General features: G+C 63.1%; 9 protein-coding genes. 2 read left to right on the top strand and 7 right to left on the bottom strand.

Annotated features, from left to right (window positions below; genetic code table 11):
- Positions 1-58 precede the first annotated feature (58 nt).
- The 7 genes from rpsA to gyrA all read right to left on the bottom strand — a co-directional run bounded on the left by rpsA (position 59) and on the right by gyrA (position 10,285).
- Complete coding sequence (gene rpsA, locus ACSQ27_RS22620; RefSeq protein WP_007869489.1) at positions 59-1,744, bottom strand: 30S ribosomal protein S1; 1,686 nt, start codon at positions 1,742-1,744, stop codon at positions 59-61.
- 150 nt (positions 1,745-1,894) lie between these two features.
- Positions 1,895-3,877, bottom strand: a complete 1,983-nt coding sequence (locus tag ACSQ27_RS22615; protein ID WP_436157742.1) for a bifunctional 3-phosphoshikimate 1-carboxyvinyltransferase/cytidylate kinase — start codon at positions 3,875-3,877, stop codon at positions 1,895-1,897.
- A 10-nt stretch (positions 3,878-3,887) separates the two neighbouring features.
- A complete protein-coding gene (locus ACSQ27_RS22610) occupies positions 3,888-4,766 on the bottom strand; it encodes a prephenate dehydrogenase (RefSeq protein ID WP_436157741.1) in 879 nt (292 codons plus the stop codon).
- Between the two features lie 33 nt (positions 4,767-4,799).
- The gene (pheA, locus tag ACSQ27_RS22605; RefSeq protein ID WP_436157740.1) at positions 4,800-5,882 is read right to left on the bottom strand and encodes a prephenate dehydratase; all 1,083 of its coding nucleotides are present in this window, start codon (positions 5,880-5,882) and stop codon (positions 4,800-4,802) included.
- An 82-nt stretch (positions 5,883-5,964) separates the two neighbouring features.
- Positions 5,965-7,071, bottom strand: a complete 1,107-nt coding sequence (gene serC, locus ACSQ27_RS22600) for a 3-phosphoserine/phosphohydroxythreonine transaminase (protein ID WP_436157739.1) — start codon at positions 7,069-7,071, stop codon at positions 5,965-5,967.
- Positions 7,068-7,637, bottom strand: a complete 570-nt coding sequence (locus tag ACSQ27_RS22595; protein WP_436157738.1) for a DUF2059 domain-containing protein — start codon at positions 7,635-7,637, stop codon at positions 7,068-7,070. The genes serC and ACSQ27_RS22595 overlap by 4 nt, the downstream gene beginning before the upstream one ends.
- Complete coding sequence (gene gyrA / locus ACSQ27_RS22590; protein WP_436157737.1) at positions 7,637-10,285, bottom strand: DNA gyrase subunit A; 2,649 nt, start codon at positions 10,283-10,285, stop codon at positions 7,637-7,639. The genes ACSQ27_RS22595 and gyrA overlap by 1 nt, the downstream gene beginning before the upstream one ends.
- Positions 10,286-10,537: 252 nt before the next feature.
- Here gyrA and ompA point away from each other — a divergent pair, with 252 nt between their 5' ends.
- Both ompA and ubiG read left to right on the top strand, forming a co-directional pair.
- Positions 10,538-11,173, top strand: a complete 636-nt coding sequence (gene ompA / locus ACSQ27_RS22585; protein WP_436157736.1) for an outer membrane protein OmpA — start codon at positions 10,538-10,540, stop codon at positions 11,171-11,173.
- A gap of 66 nt (positions 11,174-11,239) precedes the next feature.
- The gene (gene ubiG, locus ACSQ27_RS22580; protein ID WP_436157735.1) at positions 11,240-11,947 is read left to right on the top strand and encodes a bifunctional 2-polyprenyl-6-hydroxyphenol methylase/3-demethylubiquinol 3-O-methyltransferase UbiG; all 708 of its coding nucleotides are present in this window, start codon (positions 11,240-11,242) and stop codon (positions 11,945-11,947) included.
- The last annotated feature ends 7 nt before the right edge of the window (positions 11,948-11,954 follow it).

Below are 11,954 nucleotides of genomic sequence, written 5' to 3'. Positions count from 1 at the left end.
AGTAGCTGCACAGCGATGCGACCCGCCCGGAGGCGCATCACACCGCTGCACGGTTGCCTTACTTTTCGTTGTTGTCCAGCTTGGCGCGCAGCAGGGCGCCCAGGCTGGTCGTACCGGCGTTTTCGCGGGAAGACTGCTGGCTCAGGTTGGCCATGGCTTCCTGCTGGTCGGCGTTGTCCTTGGCCTTGACCGACAGCTGGATGTTGCGGGTCTTGCGATCCACGTTCACCACGACTGCGGAGACTTCGTCGCCTTCCTTCAGCACGTTGCGCGCGTCTTCAACGCGGTCACGGCTGATTTCGCTGGCGCGCAGGTAGCCGATGATGTCTTCGCCGAGGTCGATTTCAGCGCCCTTGGCATCAACGGTCTTGACCTTGCCGGTCACGATTGCGCCCTTGTCGTTGATCGACACGAACGTGGTGAACGGATCGGAATCCAGCTGCTTGATACCCAGGGAGATGCGCTCGCGGTCGACGTCGACGGCCAGCACGATGGCTTCCACTTCCTGGCCCTTTTTGTAGTTGCGAACGGCGGCTTCACCGGGTTCGTTCCATGAGAGGTCGGACAGGTGCACCAGGCCGTCGATGCCGGCAGCCAGGCCCACGAAGACGCCGAAGTCGGTGATCGACTTGATCGGGCCCTTGACGCGGTCGCCGCGCTTGGTTTCCTGCGCGAACTCTTGCCATGGGTTGGCCTTGCACTGCTTCATGCCCAGGCTGATACGGCGCTTGTCTTCGTCGATCTCGAGGACCATGACTTCGACTTCGTCGCCCAAGGCTACGAGCTTGCTAGGAGCAACGTTCTTGTTGGTCCAGTCCATTTCGGACACGTGGACCAGGCCTTCGATGCCGGGTTCGAGTTCAACGAACGCGCCGTAGTCGGCGATGTTGGTGATCTTGCCGAACAGGCGCGTGCCTTGGGGGTAGCGGCGGTTCACGCCCATCCAAGGGTCGTCGCCCATTTGTTTCAGGCCCAGCGAGACACGGTTCTTTTCGGTGTCGAACTTCAGGATCTTGGCAACGATTTCCTGGCCAGCCGTCACCACTTCGCTTGGGTGACGCACGCGGCGCCACGCCATGTCGGTGATGTGCAGCAGGCCGTCGATGCCGCCGAGGTCAACGAAGGCACCGTATTCGGTGATGTTCTTGACGACGCCCTTGACGGCAGTGCCTTCTTTCAGGGTTTCCATCAGCTTGGCGCGTTCTTCGCCCATGCTGGCTTCGACCACGGCGCGGCGGCTCAGCACCACGTTGTTGCGCTTGCGGTCGAGCTTGATGACCTTGAATTCCATGGTCTTGTTCTCGTACGGAGACAAGTCCTTGATGGGTCGGGTGTCGATGAGCGAGCCGGGCAGGAAAGCGCGGATGCCGTTGACGAGGACGGTGAGGCCGCCCTTGACCTTGCCGCTGGTCTGGCCGGTGACAAATTCGCCGGATTCCAGGGCTTTTTCCAGGCTCATCCACGAAGCCAGGCGCTTGGCCTTGTCGCGGGACAGCAGGGTGTCGCCATAGCCGTTTTCGACGGAGTCGATGGCCACGGAGACAAAATCGCCGACCTGGACTTCGAGTTCGCCCTGGTCGTTCTTGAATTCTTCGAGCGGCACATAGGCCTCGGACTTCAGTCCGGCGTTGACGACGACGTGGTTGTGGTCGATGCGAACGACTTCAGCGGTGATGACTTCACCGGTGCGCATTTCAGAGCGCTGGAGCGATTCGTTAAATAGGTCGGCAAAAGATTCAGACATGATTTTCCTAGTCCACACAACAGGGTTCCAATAGCGGGATTGCCATTGTTTTTATAGCTGCTTGCGGCGGTGTTTTGCGGCCAGACGTCTGTGAGGCCGCGGGTTACGTTGATGAACCTGCTGACCCAAGCGCAGGCTGCGCGTCGGGGGTCAGAAGGGCCGGGTGCCTTGCCACCATTCAATCACCTGGTCCACCGATTTTTCAATCGAGAGATAGGAGTTGTCCAGCGGTTTGGCGTCATCAGCGGGTTTCAGAGGGGCTGCTTTTCGCGACGAATCGCGCGCATCGCGTGCCTCAAGATCCTGCTGAATCTCGGCGATTGTAACCGAATTTCCCTTTGAAATCAACTGCTTATGCCGGCGCTCGGCCCTGTGCAGGGCGCTGGCCGTCAGGAAAACCTTGAGCGGTGCGTCGGGGAAGATGACGGTTCCCATGTCCCGGCCGTCAGCGACCAGGCCGGGCAGCTTGCGAAAGCTGTGCTGGAGCTCCAGCAGGGCGGCGCGGACCTCGGGATGGGCCGACACCCGGGAGGCGGCCATGCCGGCGGCTTCGGTGCGGATGGCGTCGGATACGTCCTGCGGCCCGAGGAAGATTCGGTCGCCCTGAAAGTGCACCGGCATGGTGCGTGCCACGCGCGCCACGCCGGGCCCGTCGTCCAGGGAGACACCGGCCAGCGCCGCGGCATGGGCGCTCAGGCGGTAGAGCGCACCGGAATCCAGGTAGTGGTAGCCGAGTCGGTGGGCCGCCAGGGCCGCCAGCGTGCCCTTGCCGGAGGCGGTTGGGCCGTCAATGCAGATGACGGGAATGTGGGGGGCGCTGGTCTGCGCCACCTCAAACAGGGCCTCGAAGTAGTCGGGGAAGGTCTTGGCCACGCACTTCGGGTCCAGGATGCGCACCGGCAACTGCGCCGGGTTGAAGGCCGCCAGCGAAAAACACATGGCCACGCGGTGGTCGTCATAGGTATGGATGGCGCCTGTCGTCCACAGGGCGGGTGGGGTGATCTTGAGGTAATCGGCGCCTTCCTCGACCACGGCGCCGAACTTTTGCAACTCGCAGGCCATGGCGGCGATGCGGTCGGTCTCCTTGACGCGCCAGCTGGCAATGTTGCGCAGGGTGGTGGTGCCGTCGGCGTACAGAGCCATCACGGCCAATGTCATGGCGGCGTCGGGGATGTGGTTGCAATCCAGGTCTATGGCCTTGAGCGGCCAGGCGCCGCGCGAGATGCGCAGCGAGTTGGGGGTGCTCGCAACCCGAGCGCCCATCATTTCGGCGGCTTCGACGAAGCGGATGTCGCCCTGGATGGAGGCCGCGCCCACGCCCAGGATCTCGATGCCGGTATGCCCGGGGGCCGCGGCCGCGATAGCGCCCAGCGCGATGAAATAGCTGGCCGACGAGGCGTCGCCCTCGACATGGATCTCGCCCGGCGACTGGTAGCGGCTGCCGGCGGGGATGGTGAAGCGTTCCCAGCCTTCGCGGCGGACGTCTATGCCGAAGCGCTGGAGCAGCTTGAGGGTGATTTCAATATAGGGCCGGGAAATCAGCTCGCCGACCACTTCAATGCGAATGTCCTGTCTGGCGACCAGCGGCAGGGCCATCAGCAGGGCGGTCAGGAACTGGCTGGACACGTCGCCGCGCACCCGTATGGGTTCTTGCAACTGGAGCTGCCCGGGGCGCAGGCGCAGCGGCGGAAAGCCTTCGTTGCCGAGGTAGTCGATGGCGCAGCCCAGTTGCCGGAGCGCGTCGACCAGGTCGCCTATGGGTCTTTCGTGCATGCGCGGAACGCCGGACAGCTCGAACTCGCCGCCCAGCAGGGCCAGGGCCGCCGTCAGGGGGCGCATGGCCGTGCCGGCGTTGCCCATGAACAGCTTGGCCGGGCTCTGGACGGGTTTGCCGCCCAGGCCGCTGATGACGGCGGTGTTGCCGTCCTGCGTGACGGTGCAGCCGAGCTGCCTCAGCGCGGCCAGCATCACGGCGGTGTCGTCGGAGGCGAGCAGGTCGTGCACCGTGGTGTCGCCGTGGCTCAGGGCGGCCAGCAGCAGCACGCGGTTGGAAATGCTTTTGGAGCCGGGCAGGCGGACAGTGCCGCCCGCGCTGCTCAGAGGCGGAATGTCCAGGAACTCGGTATCGAACATGGACCGCGGATTATTTGTGCGATTTTTGCGAGGAGATGCGCCAGTTGGCCCGGGTCTCGCTGGCCTGCTCGATCATGGTTTCCAGGGCGTCGCCGCTGCTGCTGGAAATCAGCTGCTCGAGCGACTGCAGGGTTTCCTGGAAAATTTTGGATTGGGCCAGCAGTTCTTCGCGGTTGGCGATCAGGATGTCGCGCCACATTTTTGGGTCGCTGGCGGCGATGCGCGTGAAGTCCCGAAAGCCCGGGCCGGCCAGCGACATGTAGTCCTTGCCGTGTTCCTGCCCGGTGATGCCGTTGATCAGGGCGAAGGCGATCAGGTGCGGCAGGTGGCTGACGGCGGCGTAGGCCGCGTCATGCGACTGGGGCGACATCTTGAGGACGTGACAGCCCAGGGCGGTCCAGACGTCGACGGCTTTCTGGAGCTGGACCGTGAAAGTGCGTTCAATCGGCGTCAGGATGACCTGCTTGCCGGCATACAGGTCCACGTCGGCATGCTCGACACCCGAGACTTCCTTGCCGGTGATCGGGTGGCAGGGCACGAAGGAGCCGACGTTGTCGCGCAGCACGCGCCGGGCGGCATCCACCACGTCGCGTTTGGTCGAGCCGACGTCCATGATCAGCGTGTTGGGGCCGACCAGGTGGCGGATCGCCTTGAAGGTGGCCTCGGTCGCGGAAACCGGCACGGCCAGCAGCACGATGTCGGCGCCCGAGACCGCCAGCAGCGCCGAGGGTGCCTCCACGTCGATCACGCCCATCTGGCGCGCCCGCTCCGTGGTGGAGGGGGATTTGCTGTAGCCGACGACGCGCTTGACAAGGCCGGCGCGTTTGAGCGCCAGCGCGAAAGAGCCACCCATCAGGCCGCATCCAATGAGACCTAATTGTTCAAACATGTCGTGGCACCAGGAGGTTTGTGAGTCGTTGCATTAGTCGCCGATGGGATAGGTTCCAAGGACCTTGTAAAAGGCGCACAGCTGCTGCAGATCGGCCAGCGCGGCTTTGACATGGTCTTGGGACGGGTGACCTTGCAGGTCAATGTAAAAGTAGTATTCCCACTGGCCGGAGCGCGCCGGGCGCGATTCAAAGCGGGTCATGGAGACGCCGTGGGCCTTCAGCGGCATCAGGATGTCGTGCACGGCGCCGGGGCGGTTGGGCACGGACACCACCAGGCTGACGCAATCCTTGCCGGAGGCGGGCGGGGAGGGCAGTGTCTGCGGCAGGCAGACCACGGCAAAACGCGTGCGGTTGAAAGCGTCGTCCTGGATGGCGTGGGCCGCTGTGTAAAGGCCGAACTGGGTGGCCGCGCGTTCGCCGGCAATGCCGGCCCAGGCCGGGTTGGTGGTGGCCAGCCGCGCGCCTTCGGCGTTGCTGGAGGCCGTGCGGCGATCCACATTAGGCAGGTGCGTCGTCAGCCAGCCCTGGCACTGGGCCAGCGCCTGGGGGTGGGCATAGACGGCTTCTATGCCGTCCAGGGACTCCGAAAGCCGCAGCAGGTTGTGGCGCACCATGAGGCTGATTTCGCCGACGATGTGCAGGGGGGAGTTCAGGAACAGGTCGAGCGAGCGCGACACCACGCCTTCAGTGGAGTTTTCCACCGGCACGACGCCGTAGCTGGCGCTGCCGGCCGCCGTGGCGCGAAAAACCTCGTCGATGCTGACGCAAGGCACGTGCTCGATGCTGGCGCCGAAAAACTGCAGTGCCGCCTGCTCGCTGAAGGTGCCGGCGGGGCCCAGGTAGGCGACGCGCACCGGGGACTCGAGGGCCAGGCAGGCCGACATGATTTCGCGCCAGACGGCGGCGACGTGCTCGTTCTTGAGCGGGCCCTGGTTGGCCTGCTGGATCTGCTCGATCACCTGGGCCACCCGGTCGGGGCGGAAGAAGGGCGTGCCTTCGCGTTTCTTGACCTCGCCCACCTGCTCGGCGACCTGGGCACGGCGGTTCAGCAGGGCAAGCAGTTCCCTGTCCAGGGCGTCGATCTGGACGCGTAAATCAGCAAGGTTGGCAGTCATATCAGGGGCCGTCCGGCCGCGCCAGATGCACTGAACACCCCCTCAGGGGCAGTGAACGCGGCGGGCATGGGGGTATTTCATCCTAGGCGTGTTTTTGTTCGAATTCTCGCATGTACGCCACCAGCGCCTCCACACCGGCGAGCGGCATGGCGTTGTAGATGCTGGCGCGCATGCCGCCTACCGACTTGTGGCCCTTGAGCTGCAGCAGCCCGCCGGCCTTGGCGCCGGCCAGGAAAGCGTCGTTGCGCGACTCGTCGCGCAGGAAAAAAGGCACGTTCATGCGCGAGCGGCAATCCTTGCCGACCTTGTTCAGGTAGAACTGCGAACCGTCGATCGCGTCGTAAAGCAGCTGCGCCTTGGCGAGGTTGCGTTTTTCCATGGCCGCGATGCCGGTGGCCGAGCCCTCTTTCTGGCGCTTGAGCCATTGAAAGGTCAGGCCCGCGATGTAGATGGCGTAGGTGGGCGGCGTGTTGTACATCGACTGGTTGTCGGCGACCGTCTTGTAGTCGAAGGCGCTGGGGCAGGCCGGCAAGGCGTGGCCGAGCAGGTCCTCGCGGATGACCACCAGCGTCACGCCGGCGGGGCCGAGGTTTTTCTGCGCCCCGCCGAATGCCAGGCCGACGCGGGACCAGTCGACGGGCCGGGAGGCCACGTGGGACGAGAAGTCAATCACCAGGGGTGCGTCGCTTCCCAGTGCCTTGAGGTCGGGCAGGCTGTGGAATTCCACGCCGTTGATGGTTTCGTTGGTGCACAGGTGCACATAGGCCGCGTCCGGCCGCAGCTTCCAGCTCGAAGGCGAAGGCAGCAGCGTGTGCCCGTTGTCCGCATTGCTGGCGGCGACCTGCACGTCGCAGTACTTGCGCGCTTCTTTTTGCGACTTGTCGCTCCAACTGCCGGTCACCACAAAATCAGCGGAACGCCCGCGCGAAAGGTTCAGGGGGACGATGGCGTTCTCGGCCAGCCCGCCGCCCTGCATGAACAGGATCTTGAAGTGGGACGGAACGGCCATGAGTTCGCGGAAATCGGCTTCGGCGGCCTCATAGATGGAGATGAATTCCTTGCCGCGATGGCTCATCTCCATCACGCTCATGCCGCTGCCCTGCCAGTCCAGCATTTCGCCCGCCGCCTGCTGCAGGACCTCCTCGGGGAGGTTGGCAGGGCCGGCGGAAAAATTGAAGGGACGGGTCATTTCTTCGCGGGTGGCTTGGCCGCTCCGGGGGCAGGGGCGGTACCGACGATCTTTACCGCGGCCTCGTCGAACTGCTTGATGCGCGCCACCACGTCGGTGCGCGAGGCCTCGACCAGCTTCTGCACGAAGACATTGCCGAGTTCAGGCGCGGTGGCCTGGTATTTTTTGATGGCGGGGGATTCGAAGAAGGCGGCGATCTGCTGCAGCTCTTCCAGCGTGAAACGCTCCGCGTAGGCGGGCACCAGCGACTCGGTGCTGACCTTGCTGACCTGCTTGCCGATCAACTGGCTGGCGTCGTCAGCGTACTTCTTGAGTTCGGCGTTGAGGTCTTCCGAGGCTTTCTTCTGCTTGGCCTTGGGGACGTTGGCCTCCAGCTGGGGGCCCCATTTCATGATCAGCTCCTGGGCCGTGCTGCCCGCCAGCTGGCCTACCAGACGGTCGAGCTCGGGGCCTTGCTGCAGGGTGACCACTTTTTTGGCCAGTTCGGTTTTGGGATCGGTCTGGGCGTAGACGGCGGCGCTGCAGGCCATGCCGGCGATCGCGAGGGCGGTGATCAGTTTCTTCATCAATTGCTTTCGGTGTTGGAGGCGTCAGTGCCGGTGTCGTTGTCGTTGTCGATATCGTCCAGCGTGGCATCGTTTTCGACGATGCGCTGCAGGCCGCTCAATTGTGAGCCCTCATCCAGGCCGATCAGCGTAACACCCTGTGTAGCCCTGCCCATCTCACGGATTTCACTGACGCGCGTGCGCACCAGAACGCCCTTGTCGGTGATCAGCATGATCTCGTCGTCGACGTGGACCAGCGTCGCGGCCACGACCTTGCCGTTGCGTTCGCTTTGCTGGATGGCGATCATGCCCTTGGTGCCGCGGCCGTGGCGCGTGTATTCGGTGATGGAGGTGCGCTTGCCGAAGCCGTTCTGGGTGGCCGTCAGCACGCTTTGCTGCTCGTCCTCGGCCACCAGCATGGCGATCACGCCCTGGCCATCTTCAAGCATCATGCCGCGCACCCCGCGCGCGTTGCGGCCCATGGGGCGCACGTCGTTTTCATCGAAGCGCACGGCCTTGCCGCCGTCGCTGAACAGCATCACGTCGTGTTTGCCGTCGGTCAGCGACGCACCTATCAGGTAGTCGCCCGGATCCAGGTCCACGGCGATGATGCCGGCCTTGCGCGGGTTGCTGAACTCGTTGAGGGCGGTCTTCTTCACGGTGCCCATGGAGGTGGCCATGAAGACGTACTGGTCGGCCGGGAAGCTGCGCTTTTCACCGGTCAGCGGCAGGACCACGGTGATTTTTTCGCCTTCCTGCAGCGGGAACATGTTCACGATCGGCCGGCCACGGGAGCCACGCGACCCCGCGGGAACTTCCCAGACCTTGAGCCAGTAGAGCCGGCCGCGGTTGGAGAAGCACAGGATGTAGTCGTGCGTGTTGGCGATAAACAGCTGATCGACCCAGTCGTCGTCCTTGGTGGCGGTGGCCTGCTTGCCGCGGCCGCCGCGTTTTTGCGCCCGGTATTCCGACAGCGGCTGGCTCTTGATATAGCCTGTGTGCGAAAGCGTCACCACCATGTCGGTGGGTGTGATCAGGTCTTCGGTGCTGAGGTCGAAGGAGCTGTGCTCGATGTGGCTGCGCCGCGCGCCCAGCTTGGTCTGGCCGAACTCCAGCTTGATCGCGGAGAGCTCCTCGCCGATGATGATGGAGACACGCTCGGGCTTGGCCAGGATGTCGAGCAAGTCGTCGATCTCGGCCATGACTTCCTTGTATTCGGCGACGATCTTGTCCTGCTCCAGGCCGGTCAGGCGCTGCAGGCGCATCTGCAGGATTTCCTGGGCCTGGGTTTCCGACAGCCGGTACAGGCCGTCGCTGCCCATGCCGAAGTCCTTCTCGAGGCCGTCGGGGCGATAGTCGTCGGCGTTGACGATGCCGCCGTCGGCGCGCGTGCGGGTGAGCATCTCGCGCACCAGGCTGCTGTCCCAGGGGCGCAGCATCAATTCGGCCTTGGCCACGGGCGGCGTGGGCGCGTTGCGGATGATGGCGATGAAGTCGTCGATGTTGGCCAGCGCGACTGCCAGGCCTTCCAGCACATGGCCGCGCTCGCGCGCCTTGCGCAGCGTGAACACCGTGCGGCGCGTCACCACTTCGCGGCGGTGCGAGAGGAAGACCTGGACCAGGTCCTTCAGGTTGCACAGCTTGGGCTGGCCGTTGACCAGCGCCACCATGTTGATGCCGAAGGTGTCCTGCAGCTGGGTCTGCTTGTACAGGTTGTTCAGCACCACCTCGGGCACTTCGCCGCGCTTGAGCTCGATGACCAGCCGCATGCCGGATTTGTCGCTTTCGTCCTGGATGTGGCTGATGCCTTCGATTTTTTTCTCGTGCACCAGCTCGGCCATGCGCTCCTGCAGCGTCTTTTTGTTGACCTGGTAGGGCAGTTCGTCAATGATGATGGACTGGCGCTGGCCCTTGTCGATGTCCTCGAAGTGGCATTTGGCGCGCATCACCACCTTGCCGCGGCCGGTGCGGTAGCCGTCCTTGACGCCGTTGATGCCGTAAATAATGCCGCCCGTGGGGAAGTCCGGCGCCGGCACGATCTCCATCAGTTCGTCGATGGAGGCCTCCGGATTCTTCAGCATGTGCAGGCAGGCGTCGACCACTTCATTGAGGTTGTGGGGCGGGATGTTGGTCGCCATGCCCACCGCGATACCGCCGGAGCCGTTGACCAGCAGATTGGGCAACCGGGTCGGCATGACCAGCGGCTCCTGTTCGCTGCCGTCATAGTTGGGGCCGAAATCGACGGTTTCCTTGTCCAGGTCGGCCAGCAGTTCGTGGGCGATTTTTGACAGGCGGATTTCCGTATACCGCATGGCGGCCGCGTTGTCACCATCCACGGAACCGAAATTACCCTGGCCGTCGACCAGCAGGTGGCGCAGCGAGAAGTCCTGGGCCATGCGCACGATGGTGTCGTAGACCGACTGGTCGCCGTGCGGGTGGTATTTGCCGATCACGTCGCCGACGATACGGGCCGACTTCTTGTAAGGCCGGTTCCAGTCGTTGTTCAGTTCGTGCATCGCGTACAGCACGCGCCTGTGCACGGGCTTGAGGCCGTCCCTGGCATCGGGGAGGGCCCGGCCCACGATCACGCTCATGGCGTAATCGAGATAGCTGCGCCGCATTTCCTCTTCAAGACTGATGGGCAGGGTTTCTTTAGCGAACTGGGTCATGAGCGGCCTGGTTGGGATTTCGAGATTCTTGAGGAAAGCCAGCGATTTTAAGGCTTGAGTTTAAAGCGCCTACTTGTGGCGGGACAGCAACAAATGCTCAAGAATCTTATGTCTGTGTCAGACGAAGCCGATAGCGTGCTTGAAGGTTGAGGCAGGTGTGGCACAATCGATGTAACGCTTTGAGTGATGGTCACTCACGGCGTGTAAATTACTAATCGCAGCAAGTCTGCGGCTTTTCTCTAGAGGAGAACCATGAAGAAACTCAACAAAGTGGCAATGTTGTTTGCTTCCGCAGCGCTTGTTACCGCCGCTGGTGCACAAACGATCGACAACTGGAAAAACGGCAACGGCGAACTGGTCTGGAAAAACGGAACCAATGAACTGTGCTGGCGCGATGCTAACTGGACGCCTGCTACCGCAGCGCCTGGTTGCGATGGCGCAATTGCCCCTGCGATGGCTCCTGCTGCTCCTCCAGTCGCTGGCCAGCCAGCGCGTCCGGCTCCTCCTCCTGTGGTTGCTCCTCCTGCCGCAACGAAGGTTACCTACGCTGCTGACGCTTTCTTTGACTTCAACAAGTCTGTGATCAAGCCAGAAGGCAAAGCCAAGCTGGATGACCTGGTCGGCAAGATCAAGGACATCAACCTGGAAGTCATCATCGCCGTGGGTCACACCGACTCCGTGGGCAGCGATGCTTACAACCAGAAGCTGTCGGTTCGCCGTTCGGAAGCCGTCAAGGCATATCTCGTGTCCAAGGGCATCGAGAAAAACCGCGTCTACACTGAAGGCAAGGGCGAGAAACAGCCAGTTGCTGACAACAAGACCGCCGAAGGCCGCGCCAAGAACCGCCGCGTCGAAATCGAAGTGGTTGGTACCCGCGCCAACAAGTAATCCTTCGGGATCGCTTCAAAAACCGCGCTCAGGCGCGGTTTTTTTATGCCTCAACGATAATGCCTCATGTCTACAAGCGATAACTTTGACCCCGCCGAACTGGCCAAATTCTCCGACCTTGCCCACCGCTGGTGGGATACGGAAAGCGAATTTCGCCCCCTGCACCAGATTAACCCGCTGCGCCTGGGCTGGATTGACGGCCAGGTTCCGCTCAAGGGGCGGCGCGTGCTGGACGTGGGTTGCGGCGGCGGCATCCTTGCCGATTCCATGGCCCGCAAAGGCGCCGAGGTCCTGGGCATAGACCTGGCAACCAAAGCGCTGAAAGTCGCCCAGCTCCACGCGCTGGAAGCCCAGACCGAGGGCGTGCAATACCGGGAAATCAGCGCCGAGGCGCTGGCGGCCGAGCAGCCGGGCAGTTTTGACGTCGTCACCTGCATGGAAATGCTGGAGCACGTGCCCGACCCCTCGTCCATCGTCAAAGCTTGCGCGGCACTGGTCAAACCCGGTGGATATGTGTTTTTCTCCACCATCAACCGCAATGCCAAGGCCTTTCTGTTTGCCATCGTGGGCGCGGAATACGTGCTGAACATGCTGCCCCGCGGAACCCATGAGTACGCCAAGCTGGTCAAGCCCAGCGAACTGGCCGGCTACTGCCGTGCCTCGGGGTTGTCGCTGCAGCAGACCCGCGGCATGGAGTACAACCCGCTGACGCGCCACTACTGGCTCAGTGCCGACACCAGTGTCAACTATCTGCTGGCCACCCAGAAAAGCTGAAATCCCG

This window comes from Polaromonas sp. LjRoot131, from assembly GCF_964252805.1.
Taxonomy (GTDB): Bacteria; Pseudomonadota; Gammaproteobacteria; order Burkholderiales; family Burkholderiaceae_C; genus Polaromonas.
Note: the sequence above shows the minus strand (reverse complement) of the source record. Positions and strands in the feature narration are given on the sequence as shown.